The sequence below is a fragment of the Flagellimonas rhodophyticola genome, from assembly GCF_049332665.1.
Lineage (GTDB): Bacteria > Bacteroidota > Bacteroidia > Flavobacteriales > Flavobacteriaceae > Flagellimonas.
Window position 1 is genome coordinate 3035089 of the sequence record NZ_CP186326.1, and the last position, 16868, is coordinate 3051956.

The following is a 16868-nucleotide window of genomic DNA, read 5'->3' on the forward strand; positions in this document are numbered from 1 at the left end:
GACACAAATGTAATAATTTAATTTGTGACTTATCGTCTCAAACGATATTTTTGTAGTAATGGAAATTCAAAAACTATTAGAAAACGGTACAGATCATTTTCTTCCCAATTTATCTATTGACCTTGTAATCATCGGATATCAAGAAGGCGAATTAAAATGTTTATTGCTGAAAATAGGACAAAAGTGGACCTTGCCAGGAGGGTATATCAATAAAAAGGAATCTGTTGATGAGGCCGTAATCCGAATTTTAGAAGAGCGAACGGGCCTCAAAGACCCTCATTTTAAATTTTTATCCGTTTTTGGAGCCTCGAATCGTCGATTTGTTCAAGAATTCAAACAGTATTTTGATAAAAATGGTTTACCGTGGCGAGAGGATTATTGGATAAATGATCGTTTTGTGACCTTAGCCTATTATTCTTTAGTAGACATTGACAATACCCATCCGGTACCCGGAGAGTTCGACGAAGCCGCATCCTGGTTTTCGATGGATGATCTCCCGAAATTTTGGATGGACCACAAGGAAATAGTTGATAAAGCCCGGAATCGTTTAAAGGAGGACAGTAAGAACGAACTACACACGCATAACCTTTTGTCTGAGACATTTACTATGCCAGAGCTGCATCATCTTCACCAAGCTATCTTTCGTGAAAAAATAGACCGCAGCCGTTTTCAAAAAAAAATGTTGGCCACCGGTAAATTCGAACGCCTGCCCAAACTGAAAAAAGAAAGTCCTGGAAGTAACCCTTATCAATATAAGCTTAAAAAAACCAACAGTTAACCAGATGTAGAATTGGATCGTTGGCAAATTCATATGTAGTTGAGGAACTGCATCAACCATCTCGGACTCTAAACAAAAAAATGAAGAAACTCCTTTATACCATTAGTTTAGTTACATTATTTACATCCTGCAATAAAAAAAAGGACATGAAAAGTATATATAAAGTGATGGAAGATATTTCAATAATATCACAGATTACCTATAAAACAATAGATTCCTTAGAAAAACAGCTGGACGTCTATTATCCTGCGAAAAAATTGGGCAAGGAACCCTGGGAAGAGCTGTCAGATCAAACTAAACCAACCCTTATTTATTTTCATGGAGGTGGCTGGGTAAGTGGAGATAGAATATCGCGGTCACTAGCGTTTTTACCATATCTTGAAAAAGGTTGGTGTGTTGTAAATGTAGATTACAGATTGCTTCAGGAGACAAATTTAATCGGTTGTGTAAATGACTGTATTGATGCAATAAACTGGGTCAATGAGAATTCCTCGACCTACAAATTCGACACAGATCAAATTTATTTATCAGGAGAATCTGCTGGTGGTCATTTAGCATTACTTGCCGGGATGATCAATGAATTTGAGTTGGACGGACATCATTTAAGCAAGAGAAAGGGCGCGATTAAAGGTATAATTAATTGGTATGGAATTACAGAAACAAAAAGTGCCATAGCATTCTGGAATGATGAAGGATATACAGATCTTATTCTAAAAAAATGGGAAGGCGACAGAAACCGGTACCTAGAGTTTACCTCCCCTATAAATCACATTTCACAACAGAAGACTCCACCAATAATCAGTTTTCATGGAAATAAAGATATCAACGTGGAATACGAACAGGCTACTTTACTCCATGAAAAGTTGGAAGCATCTGGAGTAAAAAATAAACTGGTTACCATAGAGGGCAAAAAACACGGAGACTTTTCGGCAAACGATTTAGAATTCATATTTAACGAGATTTGGGGTTTCCTCAAATAAAACTATTTGCTATTATTGAAATTGCGGAAGTATTCTTTACTGTTCAATTAAGGCCAACTAACCTACAATTGCCCTTTAGGACATAAATTCAAAAATTAACACTAGGTGTGTGGTTAAAATTCCGAACTTCACTTTTCAACATTAAGCTTATGTAGTAGATTCAAGCTTTTGAAAAATCAATAGTTTAAATCTATTAGCGCATTATTAAAAACCGAATTGATGAAATTTTGTTATCAACAAAAACTATTTCTCTTATCATTTATATTGTTGGCCACAGCTGCATGCGGTGATAAACAAACTAAAAAACCAACTGATGTTGCTGAATTGGAAATTAGAAAAATCCATAAAGCTTACGTGAATGGTTGGTTAGCATCCGATGAAGAAGGAATTATGGAGCTTTTGGTAGAAGATTCAAGAATTCAACCTAATACACTTCAACCCATTGAGGGGAAATCAGAAATTAGAAAATTTTGGTTTCCCAATGATAGTTCAAAAACAACCATAAACAATTATGTCACTGAAATAGTCAGCTTGGACGTAATGGATACATTGGCCATTTCAACCCATACATCTCTTTTAGATTGGACATATAAAAAGGATTCCATCAATTTTGGAATGGTTCAAAATGGAATAAGTACAACCATTTATAGAAGACAATCTGATAACTCCTGGAAAATATGGAGATCAATGTGGACAGATATCTATGTTGAAAGAAAGTAAAAAAGCGTCAACCATTTCTACGAACTATTGACAAACTCCTCAGCACTTAAAAGGGGCTGAAAAAGCACCCACCTTTGTAACAACAATAACTATCTTCCGGCACCGGAGTTACGATAATATCCCTTATTCGGAATCTCCACCACATATTTTTTACCTGAACTGTTGTTCAAATGAGGCTCGCGCAACCATGGATTATGTCTTTTTAGAATCTTATAGTTGATTTCATAGAGTTTGGCAAAGTCCGCCCAACTGGCAACTGCCGAATCCACTTCTACCGAAAATGTAGGCACTGCATTATAGAAATCTTCTTTTTCAACATTAAAACCATATTTATCTGGATTAGAGACAATCTCCTTTATTGCCATTATCCGAAAGACATAACGTCCTGTCTCCTCTCCCAACAATAAATCATAGTAATCATCAGCTTTTTGAATATTCATATATTTTCGAATACCTGCAGGACCAGCGTTGTACGCAGCAGCTGTCAAGGTCCAACTGCCAAAACGACTCTTCCACTTTTTAAGGTAATCACAGGCCACTTGCGTTGCCTTCTCAACATGGTAACGTTCATCAACGTTGGAATTTACTTCCAGTCCGTATTCCCTTCCGGTGGTTTTCATGATTTGCCAAAACCCTCTTGCTCCTGCGGGAGAAACCACATTTTGCAATCCACTTTCGGCTACAGCAAGATATTTAAAGTCGTCAGGGACTCCGTTCTTGGCTAAAATGGGCTCAATAACGGGAAAGTATTTATGAGCGCGCTTCATTAACAAAAGAGCATTAGATTGCCAATAGGTGTTCACCAAGAACTCACGATCTACCCTTTCTAATATTTCTGGGTCTTCCAAAGGAACTGCTTCACCTGCAAAATTTAAATCTTGTGGGATTTCTATAGCGCTAATTTGGTAACCTCTGGAAACATTCTTGTCGATAGCTTCTGTATCTGGCTTTTCCGGCTGGTCTATATCGCTTGATTGGACGGCAAAAATTAAGCTACCAATTACCACTGCTAATCCGATACCTGCCAAGATGTTCTTTATATATTTCATGCTGATTTTTTATTTCTTTCGTAAAGATATACTATATACAACTCTCTTCTCCCAAAATAATTGCCGGTAAGCGCTCATTGAACCATTTTGCACGATGTATGATCATGGTATGGGTACCATTTCTGACGGGGATACAATCTTTAATATTTACCATAGGAAAAACGGCATCTTTTTCTCCATGGATATGCACTAGGTTTTCTGGTACAATTGTCTGCTTCCAGTTTACTATTTTGTCCAAGGACCAATCTATATAGCTTTTATCTCGAACGGAAAGATACTTTTCATAAAGCTCTAAACGCTTGGTCACAGTTTCGCCAAAAGCGTATTTGGCCAAAAGTTCAACGTTGTTGACCAAACCAGTTGGCAGCAACTTATGTGCCTTGGTGTACTTGGCAAACAGCATACGCTTGGGAAGTTCAGAACTATGTTTTACGCTAGACACTATAACCACCTTAGATGTTTTAATGTGTCTCGCCATTTCTTGCACTAAAAGGCCTCCAAACGAAACTCCAAGAAGTACAGGGTTTTCGTGGCGTATCTTTGAACACATTTTTTTTGCATAAGCTGATAGGGTCATACCCTTGTCCGGAACAAACCATGCAAGCTTATGGGTTTCAAAATGAGTCGAAGGTAATGCAATCCCATCAAAAATAGAGGGATTGGCAGCCATTCCGGGCATGAGGTAAACATGGGTTTTGTTGTCGGGCATTTCTGACCTAATATCGATTTGGCTAGGAATTTAGCAATTTTTTAAGTAATTTTGTAACCCTTTTTTTATCACCGCCCCAAAATGCATAAGGAAGGTAATCTGTAATTGCAATTATGCAATTTGCACGATGTCAAATAAAAACAAAACTATATGACAGAAATGAAAATCAATGACAATAGTTTCTTGCGTCAGTATGAAACTAAGGTTGATGGGCATTTAGCCAAGATTGAATACTCTTCTCAAGAACGTAAAGTTTTTTTAACCAAATTGGTTATCCCCGAAGAAATTACACAAGACGGTTTTAAAGAAACTTTTATTAAAGCTGTGCTTCACGAGATACAAGAAAAAAACCTAAGGGTTGTTCCTACTAGCCCACACATTGCAGGTTTTCTAAGAAAAAACAGACAATACAAAGAGATGCTTCCCGTTGGGATACGCATCTAATTTATATGTAAGGTGTAAGTTTAAAGACCTCTCTTTCCGAGAGGTTTTTTTATGCCAATATCTTTTCCAATACAAAATTGAAACGGACCAATCCATCCTCATCAATTTCAGTAAGTTCCACTCGATGCAATGTATTCACTAATTTGGGATTCCAAGGAGTTTTAACTTTGACATAATTCTCCGTGAAGCCATGGATATAACCAGATTTGTTTTCTCCTTCGAACAAGACGGTTCTCATACTTCCCAATTGGCTTTCATAAAAAGCCCTTCTCTTTTTAACCGATAATCCTCTTAGCATTTTACTTCGCTTGCTCCTAATGTTTTTGGGAACCGGATTTTCCATTTCGGCAGCCAACGTATTATCTCTTTCCGAATAAGTAAAAACATGCAGATAGGAAATATCCAAATCATTTAAAAAATGATAGGTTTCCAAAAAATGTTCATCAGTCTCGCCAGGAAAGCCAGCAATAACATCTACTCCAATGCAGGCATGAGGCATGACCTCTTTAATCCGTTTTACCCTATCAACATATAGATTGGAAAGATACCTACGTCGCATCAATTTCAGAATCGTATCACTTCCGCTTTGCAAAGGCACATGAAAATGAGGCACGAAGGAATTGCTTTGAGCAACAAAATCAATGGTTTCATTTTTAAGCAGATTGGGCTCGATGGAAGAAATGCGTAATCTATGGATTCCTTCAACCTTGTCTAAAGCTTTGACCAGCTCAAAAAAGGTATGCTCATGCTTTTTATTTCCAAACTCCCCCTTTCCATAATCACCAATATTGACCCCAGTAAGTACAATTTCCTTGATTCCTTTTGATGAAATCTCCGTTGCATTTCGAAGTACATTCTCCAAGGTATCACTTCGGGATATACCTCGAGCCAATGGAATAGTGCAATAGGTACATTTATAGTCGCATCCGTCTTGAACCTTTAAAAAGGCTCGAGTGCGATCTCCAATGGCATAACTTCCAACATAAAAATCGGCCTCTTCAATTTCACAAGAATGCACCTCCCCTTTGTCATTTTTTGTTAAATCATTGAGGTAATCTGTAATCTTAAATTTTTCGGTGGCTCCTAACACCAAGTCAACGCCATCAACAGCGGCCAGTTCTTCAGGTTTTAGCTGAGCATAACAGCCAACCGCAGTTACAAAAGCTTCGGGATTGGCCTTCTGAGCCTGTTTTACAATGGTCTTAAAACGCTTATCCGCGTTCTCTGTGACCGAGCAGGTATTGATTACATAAACATCGGCCTTTTCATCAAAATCAACGCGCTCAAAATCCTCTTTTTCAAAACTTCGTGCTATCGTAGAAGTTTCTGAGAAATTGAGCTTGCAACCCAGTGTATAAAAGGCAACTTTTTTGTGCATTGACCTGCGTTAAATTTTGGGCTGCAAATTTACAAAATTGATTTGAGTAATGGATAGTTGGATAACCTAGCTAAACGCGTATGCCAAAAACAAAACCAACACACGGGCTAATAATTCCGCCACTTTTTAGTCTCTTCAAAAACATGCTCCAGAATCCGGGCCTCTTTTTCATCAAATTCAACACCTCTTCTCGCCATCATCACCTTTGCCGCTTCGAACGCTCGTTTGGGAAGATATTCTGTAAAACCAGATGCCCCACCCCAACTAAAGCTAGGTACAAAATTTCTTGGAAATCCCGGTACATATATGTTTGAGTTAACCCCGATTACTGTTCCCGTATTGAACATTGTATTGATGGCCGTTTTACTATGATCGCCCATCATAAGTCCACAAAACTGTAAGCCAGTATGGTCAAACTTTTCTGTCGCGTAGTTCCAGATACGAACTTTGGCGTAATTATTTTTTAGGTTGGAATTGTTGGAGTCTGCCCCAATATTGCACCACTCTCCCAAAACAGCATTCCCAAGATATCCATCATGCCCCTTGCTCGAGTATCCAAAAATCACCGAATTACTGACTTCTCCGCATATTTTTCCATGCGGCCCAACTGTTGTGGGACCATATATTTTGGCGCCCATTTTCACAACTGCTTTTTCGCAAAGGGCCAGCGCTCCCCGTACCATGCAGCCTTCCCATATTTCAGCGCCTTTATCTAGGTAAATAGGTCCTTCTGTTGCATTCAAAATACTATGTTCAACTACCGCTCCTTCTTCCAAAAAGATATTCTCAGGGCATATCAATTTATTGGTATTTGAAATCGGAGCACTTTTTCGTCCTTGGGTAATCAAATCAAAATCAGCCTGCAAGGCTTCTCCATTTTTTGAAAATATATCCCACGTATAATCCACAGTAAATGGCTCTTTATCCAAGTCGATACGCTTGTATTCGGATAAATCCACCTCTTCTTTAGGACTAGAGCTAAAGTAGGCGACCAACTTATCACCAATGAAGATGGCTTCGTTCTGCTTTAATGCAGTTATTGATTCGACCAGTTCGGCATTTGGCAGAAAAGAAGCAATAATGATAACATTTTCAGTTGCCTCTACAAGAGTATACTTTTCAGATAAATAGTCCTCTGTTTTGAAACTTACCGAAGTATTAAGGTACTTTTCCCATTTTTCTCGAATGGTCAAAATTCCAATTCTAATCTCCGCAACAGGTCTGGTAAATGTAAAAGGCAACAATGCTTTTCTTTGCGATCCGTCAGAAAGGATATAGTTCATGGTCATGTTTTAATGGTGCAAAAATAAAAAACGCCCCTGATTAATAACCAGAGGCGTCAAATATTGTTGTAAAAGAGGCTTATTCCTCTTTCTTCTCTTCTTTACCGAACTTTTTATACTTGTTCTTGAACTTATCAATTCTACCGGCTGTATCAACCAATTTGGTCTTACCAGTATAGTATGGATGTGAAGTTCTTGAAATTTCCAACTTTACCAAAGGATATTCAACACCATCAACTGTAATGGTTTCTTTAGCTTCGGCAGTAGACTTTGTAATAAACACATCGTCGTTGGACATATCTTTAAAAGCTACCAATCTATAATTTTCTGGGTGTATACCTTTTCTCATCGTCTTAAATGCTTGATCTCAGAATTTTCGAGGTGCAAATTTAATGATTTCTTGGATATTGCCAACTTAAAATCAACAAAAAAGAAAAAATCTATTTTTATATGTAACAAATTGATCTGGAACTTAACTAACGAGCTACAATCAACACTAAAAAATAAACAAAATGGAAGAAAATCAACCAAAAATAGGGAAGTTTTCCCTTAACTATGGACTTATTTTAGGTCTAATTTCTATTGTATTCGGGGTAATGCTCTATACCCAAGGCATGCATTATGAAATGAACACTTCGGTAATTGTTATTTCAACAGTACTTACAATTGTGGTTATTGTTTTGGGCACTTTGGCTTACAAAAAAGCAAATGGTGGCTATCTAAAACTTGGAGAAGCCGTAAAGTTGGCCGTCGGGATTGCTTTGGTCTCAACCATTCTGTCTCTTTTGTATCAATATGTTCTTATCAACTTTATCGAACCTGATTTTATGGATAAGGCAATTGCGTTGGCTAAACCCGATGCTTTTGAAAAGAACCCCAGCATGACAGAGGAACAATGGGAACAGGGAGTTGCAATGCAAAAGAAAATGTCATGGTTGCGCTACCCTATAGGTTTAATCATAAGTTGTTTGTTAGGATTGGTAATCGGACTAATAACCGGTCTTATTCTCAAGAAGGATAAACCTGCCTACTAAACCAAAAAATACTATTTTTGAAGGGAATTCCAGAATTGAACAATGCAGATTTCCATTGTAATTCCCTTACTTAACGAACAAGAATCACTAAAAGAACTTCATGATTGGATTGCACAGGTTATGCAGTCCAATCATTTTTTATATGAGATAATTTTTATTGATGACGGCAGTATTGACGGTTCATGGGAAACAATTCAGGAACTTGCAAGCTCCAATAGTCATGTAAAAGGCATTCGGTTTTTAAAGAACTTTGGGAAATCACAAGCCCTTCATGCTGGTTTTAAGGCGGCACAAGGTGACGTAGTGATCACCATGGATGCCGATCTTCAAGATAACCCTGAAGAAATACCCGAATTATACAAGTTAGTCAATGAAGGTGGAAATCATGTGGTTTCCGGATGGAAAAAAAAGCGATATGATTCCATCATCACGAAGAACATTCCATCCAAACTCTTCAATTGGGCGGCACGAAGAACATCTGGGTTAAAACTGCACGACTTTAATTGTGGATTAAAAGCATACAAGAATGATGTTGTAAAAAGCATAGAAGTATCTGGAGATATGCATAGGTATATCCCGGTTTTAGCCAAAAATGCAGGCTTTTCCAAAATCACAGAGAAAGTAGTCCAGCATCAGGCCAGAAAATATGGAAGCACCAAGTTCGGAGCCGAACGTTTTATAAATGGCTTTTTGGATTTGATTACCATATGGTTCGTTTCAAAGTTTGGCCGTCAACCTATGCATTTGTTTGGCGCACTTGGAGTACTCATGTTTATTGTTGGCTTTGGATTCTCTATCTATCTTGGAGTGGATAAACTATATATCAATAAAACAGGAAGGTTAATCACTGATCGCCCCCAATTTTATATAGCGCTAACGGCAATGCTCATTGGGTCGCAATTGTTCCTAGCTGGTTTTTTGGGTGAAATTATTGTTAGGTCACGAAAAAATGACACCCGATATACCATCTCCGATAAAATAAACGTTTAAGCAAATCTTAAATACAGATTCTTTGTAATTTTATTCCTATTAAAACAAAAATATCCATGGATTCCATTACATCAAACGCACATACTTGGCTTACTGATTTTTTTGATGAAGCAACCAAAAAGGAAATTCAACACTTAATCGCCAACGATCCCGAAGAACTTAAAGAACGATTTTATAAGGACTTGGAATTTGGAACTGGGGGAATGCGAGGAGTTATGGGCGTGGGAACCAATAGGATAAATAAATACACACTCGGAAAAAATACACAAGGACTTAGTAACTATTTGAAAAGAACATATTCCGGAGAAGATATTAAGGTCGTAATTGCGTACGATTGCCGCCATAACTCCGATACGCTGGCCAAAACGGTTTCTAATGTTTTTGCCGCAAACGGAATCAAAGTTTTCTTGTTTTCCGAGCTCAGAACAACTCCAGAGTTGTCATTCGCAGTGCGACATTTGAACTGTCATGCAGGAATTGTATTGACTGCATCTCACAATCCACCAGAATACAATGGATATAAGGTATATTGGACCGACGGAGGGCAAATTGTTCCGCCTGAGGATGGCGAGATTATTGCGGAAATCAATTCCCTTTCCTTTGAAGATATTAAGTTTGATGCCGATGAAAGTCTTGTTCAATTGATTGATAAAGACGTGGACGAAGCCTTTTTCGAGGCCTCAGTAAATAAAGGCAGTTTCGGCGCAAAAGGGAAAGATGATTTTAAAATAGTTTTCACCTCATTACACGGTACCTCAATTACGGCAATACCAGAAGTACTAAAGAGAGCAGGCTATAATAATGTTACCATTATAGAAGAGCAGGCAAAACCGGATGGAGCATTTCCCACAGTTGAATCTCCAAATCCAGAAGAACCCGAAGCATTAAAAATCGCCATCAAGAAAGCGGAAGAAATTGGAGCCGATATGGTGGTAGGTACAGACCCCGACAGTGACCGCCTGGGAATAGCTGTGCGGAATTTAGATGGGGAAATGGAATTGTTAAATGGTAACCAAACCATGGTGTTGATGACCAAATTTCTCTTGGATCAGTACAAGAAAAAAGGATTTCAAGGAAACGAATTCATTGCTACCACTATTGTTTCTACCCCAATGGTAGAGCAAATGGCCAAAGCCTATGGTGTGGAATTCAAAACAGCCTTAACAGGATTTAAGTGGATAGGCCAAATGATCAAGGATTTTCCAAATTCAACCTTTATTGGTGGGGGCGAGGAAAGTTTTGGTTATATGGTAGGTGATTTCGTGCGCGATAAAGATGCCGTCACCTCTACCCTATTGGCTTGCGAGGTTGCTGCAGATGCAAAAACCAATGGGAGTTCTTTTTACAAAGAATTAATCGATAGCTACGTAAGCTTTGGCTTTTACAAGGAACATTTGGTTTCATTGACCAAAAAAGGGATTAGCGGCGCCGAGGAAATCAAACAAATGTTAATCGATTTCAAGGAAAACCCCGTAGAATCGGTGCAAGGTTCCAAAGTTGTTTGGATAGAAGATTACAACACTTCCATCTCGAAAAATGTGCAAACGGGTGAAGAAAAAGCGATTGACTTGCCTAAATCCAATGTATTGATCTACGAAACCGAGGATGGTACCCGCATAGCGGCAAGACCAAGCGGAACCGAACCAAAGGTGAAATTTTACATTACCACAAACACCAAATTGGTGAAAGCAGCAGATTTTAAATCCGTAAATTCGCAGCTGGATACCAAGATTAAGGGTATCCTTTCCGAATTGAACTTGTAGCTGAATGAATTACTTTAAAAAGATTCTCCGTTTTGCGGTACCCTATCGTAAATATGGTTTTCTGAATATTCTATTTAATATCCTTTATTCGATTTTCAATGTGTTATCGATAATCATATTTATCCCAACACTTGGAATACTTTTTGGCACCCAAGAAAAGGTTGAAAAAGCTCCGGTTTATGAAGGTATGGGCAACTTAAAAGAATACCTCGAAGGTTCTTTGAACCATTTTCTGACCGTCAAAGTTGAGGGTGACGGACCCTTAGCGGCGCTGGTCTTTATTTGTATAGCAAGTATTGTGATTTTCTTTTTAAAAAACCTGTTTCGCTATGCCGCCATGTATGTTCTGGCTTATCTAAGAACAGGCATGGTCAAGGACATTCAAGACAAATTGTATATAAAGACTCTGGATTTGCCTTTGGGTTACTTTTCTGAAGCTCGAAAAGGAGATTTATTGGCAAGGATGACCTCCGACGTTAAGGAAGTAGAGAATTCGATTATCAATTCACTAGAAGCACTTGCAAGAGAACCAATTACTATTGTAATTGTCTTGATTTCGATGCTAGCCATAAGTGCTCAGTTGACCCTATTTGTATTTATATTTCTTCCCATCGCTGGATTCTTAATTTCTATCGTTGGAAAGAAGCTGAAGTCACAGTCCCTTGAAGCTCAAAAGGAAACAGGAGTTTTTCTATCCTTTATTGAAGAGACATTGGGAGGATTAAAAATTATCAAAGGGTTTAATGCCGAGGACAGGTTAACGGAAAGATTTACCGAATCGACTTCCAGGTTCAAAAAAATTATGATTTCCGTTTTGCAACGCAAAGGTCTTGCCTCTCCTTTCAGCGAATTTTTAGGAGTAACTGTTGTGATTACTGTTCTATGGTATGGAGGAAGTTTGGTTTTGGGAAATCAAAGCACCCTTTCTCCTCAGGAGTTTATGGGTTATATCGGGCTCTTTTATACCATTATCAATCCAGTGAAGGCCATTACCACGGTCAATTATAATATCAAAAAAGGGAATGCATCCGCCGAACGTATTTTTGATGTTTTGGATACGGAAAATCCCATCTCGGACGCCGAAAACGCCATCGAAAAGGGTGATTTATCATCGGATATCTCTATCAAAGATGTTTCTTTTAAATATGAAGATGATTATGTGCTTGAAAATTTCAATTTAGAAGTTAAAAAAGGACATACTGTAGCCTTGGTAGGGCAATCAGGAAGTGGAAAAAGTACTATTGCCAATTTGGTGACCCGCTTTTATGATGTTGATGAAGGTGAAATTTCTATTGATGGCACCAATATCAAAGCTATAAGGAAAAAATCACTTCGTGGTTTAATGGGATTGGTCACCCAAGACTCCATTTTGTTCAACGACACCGTTAAAAACAATATCGGATTAGGAAAGGAAAATGCCACAGATGATGAGATTATTGATGCAGCTAAAGTAGCCAACGCACATGATTTTATCATGGAACTTCCCAAGGGCTATAACACCAATATAGGTGATAGCGGAAATAAACTTAGTGGAGGGCAAAAACAGCGACTTTCCATTGCCAGGGCAGTCCTTAAAAACCCTCCCATAATGATTTTGGACGAAGCCACTTCTGCCTTAGATACCGAAAGTGAACGTTTGGTTCAGGATGCGCTGGAAAAGATGATGCAAAACCGTACCTCCATCGTTATTGCGCATCGTCTGTCCACAATTCAAAATGCCGATTCCATTGTAGTTTTGAATAAAGGGAAGATTGTGGAGCAAGGCACTCATGACGAATTGATGAAATCCAAAAAAGGTTATAAAAAATTGGTCGAAATGCAATCATTGGGTTCTTAACCTATCCCCTATTTCATAAGCACATTAAACCTTTTTCTATTACCTTAGTCATAGCACCAAAATGTAGAAACATTTGATTGCTGAGGAAACCTTAGTCAACGAGCTAAAACAAAAAGAAAGTCAAGCGCGAGCCTTTGAGGTATTGGTCAATACTTACAAAGAGCGTTTGTATTGGCATATTCGAAGAATTGTTTTGAATCATGATGATGCAGATGATGTGCTGCAAAATACTTTTATCAAGGTATACCGCAACATTGAGGGTTTTAAAGGCGATAGTAAGCTATATTCATGGATGTATCGGATAGCCACCAATGAATCACTGACCTTTTTGAAACAAAAATCAAAAAAGTTAGGCATAAGTGATGAGGAACTTAAAACCACAATGATTGAAAATTTGCAATCGGATGTGTATTTTGAAGGAAGCGAAATCCAACTAAAATTGCAACAGGCAATGGCGACACTTCCAGATAAACAAAAATTAGTATTCACTATGAAATATTTTCAGGAAATGAAGTATGACGAAATTTCTGAAGTATTGGAGACATCGGTTGGAGCCCTAAAAGCTTCCTACCATTTGGCAGTAAAGAAAATTGAAACGTATCTTAAGGCAGATTAAACCTTTATTGGGTTTGATTGTCTAACCAAAAAAGATGGGAAAGGACAAGGAAAATAATTTTAAGACCCCGGAGGGCTATTTTGATAGTTTTCATGACCGGCTCATGGATAAAATCAAACAGCAAGAAGGTGAAATGGAAGACTCCATAATTCCAAAATCGGATGGTTTTACCACACCCGAAGGGTATTTTGAGCATCTTCCAGAAAAAGTATTGTCCAAGCTTGACTTTAAGGAACCCAAGGTCATTCAACTAAAATCTTATAAAAAATTCTACTACAGCGCAGCTGCAATTGCTGCTGTGTTTCTCCTAATTTTTGGGCTTAACTGGAAAACAACTACCCCCGTAACGTTTGAAGATTTGGCTTCGGCCGAAATAGACGCGTATTTTGAAAATACGGAGCTAGACTTAAGTTCATACGAATTAGCCGAAGTTGTAGTGATTGATGAACTTAGCATAGATGATGTGTTGGAAAATCAATTGGAAGAAGATAACATCTTGGAATATTTAGATGAAAATGTTGAGGATATTGAAGATTTAAATTTAGATTACGATGATTATGAATAAAAAGCTACTCATACTGCTGTTGTGTTTCATGGGGACTTCTTGGTTTTATGCCCAAGGTCCCGCCAGAGATCGCATTAAAACCCTAAAAGTGGCCTTTATTACCGAAAGAGTTGGGCTCACTTCAAAGGAAGCACAAGCTTTTTGGCCCGTTTATAACGAATACGAGGAGGCATTGGAAGCGATTCGACGAAGAGAACGAATAGAACTCAGGTCTCAAATAAGCATGCTACAGGATTTATCCAGTTCGGAATCTTCGACGCTCTTGGATAAGTTCATGGCTATTCAAAAAGAAAAGTATTTAGCACAGCAAGACTTTATTTCCGAGATAAGGACGGTTATTTCACCCAAAAAGACATTATTACTCTTAAAAGCCGAAGAAGACTTTAAAAAGCGGCTATTGCAACAAATGCGCAAACGAAGAGGTGGCGGATAGCCCTTATTTCGACAAAATACACTAAAAGGAGCCAATTGGCTCCTTTTTTCATTAAACCTTAGGGCAAATCCATGGTCAAAGAACTATAAACCATAAAAATCTACGTTATGAAAAATTTAAAAACAATGTTGTTCACCATAGCATTATTGGGAAGTATGTTGGCCGCAAGCGCGCAAAGTACAGTAGTCCGTGTTTATCCAAAACACGGTACCGTGGTCGCCAAGGTCACTAAACCAAAGGTTATCGTCCATAAAAAGACCAATTTCTACTTTGCAGATGGAGTCTGGTATAAGGCCCGAGGAAAAAAATACATTGTATGTGCAGCCCCAAGAGGTGTAAAAGTTAGAAGATTGCCAAGAGCACGAAAAGTGGTTGTAGTCAACGGAAGAAAATTATACAAATACCGAGGTATTTGGTATAAAAAAACCGGCAGACACTATGTGGTCGTGAATGTTTAGTTGGTTTAGGTTAGTTGTTAGTCAAAAAGAGCGGTAAATACCGCTCTTTTTTTATTTTCCTTCGAACTCGGCTTCTAAAGGACTATTCATGAATGAGGCCAGCTTATAATTATCTTCTTTGTTTTCTAGTCGAAATAGTTTCATCATCCTATTCTCAAAAGCTGTTCCAAAATTTGTCCATAAGGTCACCTTTAAATATGTTGGCACTGTTGTCTTGTTTCCAAAATATTTAAGGTTGACCTGCCAATTTCCCTGTAAATCACTGTCCAGAAAAAATTGCTCGGATGAATATCCCCGTAACTTCTCATCTTGTATTCTTTCTTTATCCGAAGTGTTCTCATGGGTCCAGGTAAAGTATCTTTTTTTAGGGTTTACAAACTGTACTTCGAACTCAGCCTCTCCGTGCGACCATTCAAACAGCAGTCGGGTTCCATTTGGCACTTTTCCAATCGTGTTCTTTTGGTTTTCCATCCCAAGTTCGGCAACGTTATTTTTCAATAGTGCATTCAATTCCGTGAGCATTATAAAATCGATACCCTCCCTATTTTCCGAAGTCTCCTTATCAAATCTTGGGAAACCTTCTTTATTCATATAAAATCGCAATGCGGTTTTAGCATCTCCTGTTTGCTGATATGCGTTGGCAACATCTCTATAGGATTGCTCATAATTCGGTCTAATCTTAAATAGCTGTTGATAGACATCCAGAGCGGAATCATATTGCTTAGAATCCTCCAGAACGTAGGCCAGTGACTTCATAATAACCGGATTGTTACCATGTTTGTTCAAAAGCAGTTCTAGAACTTCTTCCTTTGCTGATTGCTGTGGCCATCTCTTTTGGAAATAGGTGTATGCTTGGAGATACGAATACCCTGATGTTTCCGATGAAGACTTTAAAATTTCCAATCTGCTTAAGGCATCTTCCAAAGTGTTTATATTGGTGAATTCTCCAAACAGTTCGGATTCATTGTAGTCCACTACATCGGTATCATTGAATAATCGAATGCCTAATTTGGCAGCAGCAGATTTTTTACGCAGTGCTTCTCCTCTTTTTGTATTTATTACAACTACCCCACCGGCACCTCGGGTTCCGTAACGTAAAGTACCTCCAGTTCCTGAAATCAAAGCAAGTCGATCAATTTCAGTAACCGGTATAAAAGGAAGGTCGGTAGTTGGCACTCCATCAATTTCAAATAAAAGCGGAACATTACCATTTAAAGTTCTGGTCCTATTTAAGTAGGCTTTCCTGAATCCAACCGCTGACGGATCGGATAAAAAGTAAATACCCGGAAGCCTTGCCTGCAGTATGTCCAATACATTGACAAATCCAAGACTAAAGTCATCCCCATTCATAACACGCATAGTAAAACCTACCCTATCCGCATCAAGAATACCGTAATACGTTCGTATCAATTTTTTATTGGAAGCAAATTCTTTTTCTAAATCTTTTTGCGACTTTGTTCCTCGTTTTCTTACTATTACCTCTTCTAAACGTTCTGTTTTGGGTTTCATATCAATATTCAGCAAGGATGTGACATCTTCTGTAATAATCTCAACGGGTTCCATTCCCAAGCGATTAAATACAATGACATCCCCAGGTTGAGCCTGAATATTATATCTTCCTTCCGCATCAGTCTCCGTGCTTTCTGAAGTTCCTTTTACCTGCACACTTACCTCACTTAGTGTTTTTGAACCTTCGCTTATTGTTCCATGGATGTGCAACGGATTTTCCTGTGATAAAGCAAAGAATGGGACAATTAGAAATAGTAGTAGTAAATTTTTCATAACGCAATAGATTGTTTGTTGAACATGCATAAATAGCATCAAAAATCGA

Annotated in this window: 18 protein-coding genes; 12 read left to right on the forward strand and 6 right to left on the reverse strand. The window is 38.2% G+C overall.

What is annotated here, in order from left to right:
• Positions 1–58: 58 nt before the first annotated feature.
• From ACOKFG_RS13635 to ACOKFG_RS13645, 3 genes are all read left to right on the forward strand, one after another.
• Entirely contained in the window at positions 59–778 is a 720-nt protein-coding gene (locus ACOKFG_RS13635) for an NUDIX hydrolase (protein WP_298790476.1), read from the forward strand.
• 146 nt (positions 779–924) lie between these two features.
• Complete coding sequence (locus tag ACOKFG_RS13640) at positions 925–1758, forward strand: alpha/beta hydrolase (RefSeq protein WP_299485797.1); 834 nt, start codon at positions 925–927, stop codon at positions 1756–1758.
• A gap of 219 nt (positions 1759–1977) precedes the next feature.
• The gene (locus tag ACOKFG_RS13645; RefSeq protein ID WP_299174062.1) at positions 1978–2478 is read left to right on the forward strand and encodes a nuclear transport factor 2 family protein; all 501 of its coding nucleotides are present in this window, start codon (positions 1978–1980) and stop codon (positions 2476–2478) included.
• 89 nt (positions 2479–2567) lie between these two features.
• On the opposite strand, the gene ACOKFG_RS13650 is transcribed toward ACOKFG_RS13645, so the two are convergent.
• Together ACOKFG_RS13650 and ACOKFG_RS13655 are read right to left on the reverse strand one after the other, a co-directional pair.
• Complete coding sequence (locus tag ACOKFG_RS13650; protein ID WP_299174065.1) at positions 2568–3527, reverse strand: lytic transglycosylase domain-containing protein; 960 nt, start codon at positions 3525–3527, stop codon at positions 2568–2570.
• 31 nt (positions 3528–3558) lie between these two features.
• Entirely contained in the window at positions 3559–4236 is a 678-nt protein-coding gene (locus tag ACOKFG_RS13655; RefSeq protein WP_299485799.1) for an alpha/beta hydrolase, read from the reverse strand.
• A 150-nt stretch (positions 4237–4386) separates the two neighbouring features.
• On the opposite strand from ACOKFG_RS13655, the gene ACOKFG_RS13660 reads away from it, so the two are divergent.
• Positions 4387–4680, forward strand: coding sequence for a GNAT family N-acetyltransferase (locus tag ACOKFG_RS13660; protein ID WP_298790486.1), 294 nt, complete (start codon positions 4387–4389; stop codon positions 4678–4680).
• A gap of 49 nt (positions 4681–4729) precedes the next feature.
• Here the strand turns inward: ACOKFG_RS13660 and mtaB are convergent, their stop codons facing one another.
• The 3 genes from mtaB to ACOKFG_RS13675 form a co-directional block, all read right to left on the reverse strand.
• Positions 4730–6058: a tRNA (N(6)-L-threonylcarbamoyladenosine(37)-C(2))-methylthiotransferase MtaB gene (gene mtaB / locus ACOKFG_RS13665; protein ID WP_298790488.1), complete on the reverse strand. Its 1329-nt coding sequence runs from the start codon at positions 6056–6058 to the stop codon at positions 4730–4732.
• 107 nt (positions 6059–6165) lie between these two features.
• Positions 6166–7341 carry a GlmU family protein gene (locus tag ACOKFG_RS13670; protein WP_422861464.1) on the reverse strand — a complete coding sequence of 392 codons (1176 nt, stop codon included), beginning with the start codon at positions 7339–7341 and terminating at the stop codon, positions 6166–6168.
• 79 nt (positions 7342–7420) lie between these two features.
• Positions 7421–7690 (reverse strand): type B 50S ribosomal protein L31, encoded by a 270-nt coding sequence (locus tag ACOKFG_RS13675; RefSeq protein WP_299485803.1) that lies wholly within the window; start codon positions 7688–7690, stop codon positions 7421–7423.
• Positions 7691–7853: 163 nt separating this feature from the next.
• Between ACOKFG_RS13675 and ACOKFG_RS13680 the strand changes: the two genes are divergently transcribed.
• The 8 genes from ACOKFG_RS13680 to ACOKFG_RS13715 all read left to right on the forward strand — a co-directional run bounded on the left by ACOKFG_RS13680 (position 7854) and on the right by ACOKFG_RS13715 (position 15037).
• The gene (locus ACOKFG_RS13680; protein ID WP_299485805.1) at positions 7854–8375 is read left to right on the forward strand and encodes a DUF4199 domain-containing protein; all 522 of its coding nucleotides are present in this window, start codon (positions 7854–7856) and stop codon (positions 8373–8375) included.
• 42 nt (positions 8376–8417) lie between these two features.
• Complete coding sequence (locus ACOKFG_RS13685; protein WP_299485807.1) at positions 8418–9365, forward strand: glycosyltransferase family 2 protein; 948 nt, start codon at positions 8418–8420, stop codon at positions 9363–9365.
• Between the two features lie 56 nt (positions 9366–9421).
• Entirely contained in the window at positions 9422–11128 is a 1707-nt protein-coding gene (locus tag ACOKFG_RS13690; RefSeq protein WP_298790498.1) for a phospho-sugar mutase, read from the forward strand.
• A 4-nt stretch (positions 11129–11132) separates the two neighbouring features.
• Complete coding sequence (locus tag ACOKFG_RS13695) at positions 11133–12965, forward strand: ABC transporter ATP-binding protein (RefSeq protein ID WP_298790500.1); 1833 nt, start codon at positions 11133–11135, stop codon at positions 12963–12965.
• Between the two features lie 73 nt (positions 12966–13038).
• A complete protein-coding gene (locus tag ACOKFG_RS13700) occupies positions 13039–13581 on the forward strand; it encodes an RNA polymerase sigma factor (RefSeq protein ID WP_298790502.1) in 543 nt (180 codons plus the stop codon).
• Positions 13582–13615: 34 nt separating this feature from the next.
• The gene (locus tag ACOKFG_RS13705) at positions 13616–14146 is read left to right on the forward strand and encodes a hypothetical protein (protein ID WP_298790504.1); all 531 of its coding nucleotides are present in this window, start codon (positions 13616–13618) and stop codon (positions 14144–14146) included.
• The gene (locus tag ACOKFG_RS13710) at positions 14139–14579 is read left to right on the forward strand and encodes a hypothetical protein (RefSeq protein WP_298790506.1); all 441 of its coding nucleotides are present in this window, start codon (positions 14139–14141) and stop codon (positions 14577–14579) included. Before ACOKFG_RS13705 ends, ACOKFG_RS13710 begins: the two co-directional genes overlap by 8 nt.
• 107 nt (positions 14580–14686) lie before the next feature.
• The gene (locus tag ACOKFG_RS13715) at positions 14687–15037 is read left to right on the forward strand and encodes a DUF6515 family protein (RefSeq protein WP_298790508.1); all 351 of its coding nucleotides are present in this window, start codon (positions 14687–14689) and stop codon (positions 15035–15037) included.
• A gap of 51 nt (positions 15038–15088) precedes the next feature.
• Here the strand turns inward: ACOKFG_RS13715 and ACOKFG_RS13720 are convergent, their stop codons facing one another.
• Entirely contained in the window at positions 15089–16819 is a 1731-nt protein-coding gene (locus tag ACOKFG_RS13720; protein WP_298790510.1) for a carboxypeptidase-like regulatory domain-containing protein, read from the reverse strand.
• Between the last annotated feature and the right edge of the window lie 49 nt (positions 16820–16868).

Excerpts from the sequence above, each read along its gene's own strand:
- ACOKFG_RS13715 (WP_298790508.1), top strand. The coding sequence starts at position 14,687 with ATGAAAAATTTAAAAACAATGTTGTTCACCATAGCATTATTGGGAAGT.
- ACOKFG_RS13635 (WP_298790476.1), top strand. The coding sequence starts at position 59 with ATGGAAATTCAAAAACTATTAGAAAACGGTACAGATCATTTTCTTCCC.
- ACOKFG_RS13640 (WP_299485797.1), top strand. The coding sequence starts at position 925 with ATGAAAAGTATATATAAAGTGATGGAAGATATTTCAATAATATCACAG.
- ACOKFG_RS13655 (WP_299485799.1), bottom strand. The coding sequence starts at position 4,236 with ATGCCCGACAACAAAACCCATGTTTACCTCATGCCCGGAATGGCTGCC.
- ACOKFG_RS13685 (WP_299485807.1), top strand. The coding sequence starts at position 8,418 with ATGCAGATTTCCATTGTAATTCCCTTACTTAACGAACAAGAATCACTA.
- ACOKFG_RS13645 (WP_299174062.1), top strand. The coding sequence starts at position 1,978 with ATGAAATTTTGTTATCAACAAAAACTATTTCTCTTATCATTTATATTG.
- ACOKFG_RS13705 (WP_298790504.1), top strand. The coding sequence starts at position 13,616 with ATGGGAAAGGACAAGGAAAATAATTTTAAGACCCCGGAGGGCTATTTT.
- ACOKFG_RS13670 (WP_422861464.1), bottom strand. The coding sequence starts at position 7,341 with ATGAACTATATCCTTTCTGACGGATCGCAAAGAAAAGCATTGTTGCCT.
- ACOKFG_RS13710 (WP_298790506.1), top strand. The coding sequence starts at position 14,139 with ATGAATAAAAAGCTACTCATACTGCTGTTGTGTTTCATGGGGACTTCT.
- ACOKFG_RS13675 (WP_299485803.1), bottom strand. The coding sequence starts at position 7,690 with ATGAGAAAAGGTATACACCCAGAAAATTATAGATTGGTAGCTTTTAAA.
- ACOKFG_RS13690 (WP_298790498.1), top strand. The coding sequence starts at position 9,422 with ATGGATTCCATTACATCAAACGCACATACTTGGCTTACTGATTTTTTT.
- ACOKFG_RS13650 (WP_299174065.1), bottom strand. The coding sequence starts at position 3,527 with ATGAAATATATAAAGAACATCTTGGCAGGTATCGGATTAGCAGTGGTA.
- mtaB (WP_298790488.1), bottom strand. The coding sequence starts at position 6,058 with ATGCACAAAAAAGTTGCCTTTTATACACTGGGTTGCAAGCTCAATTTC.
- ACOKFG_RS13660 (WP_298790486.1), top strand. The coding sequence starts at position 4,387 with ATGACAGAAATGAAAATCAATGACAATAGTTTCTTGCGTCAGTATGAA.
- ACOKFG_RS13680 (WP_299485805.1), top strand. The coding sequence starts at position 7,854 with ATGGAAGAAAATCAACCAAAAATAGGGAAGTTTTCCCTTAACTATGGA.
- ACOKFG_RS13720 (WP_298790510.1), bottom strand. The coding sequence starts at position 16,819 with ATGAAAAATTTACTACTACTATTTCTAATTGTCCCATTCTTTGCTTTA.
- ACOKFG_RS13695 (WP_298790500.1), top strand. The coding sequence starts at position 11,133 with ATGAATTACTTTAAAAAGATTCTCCGTTTTGCGGTACCCTATCGTAAA.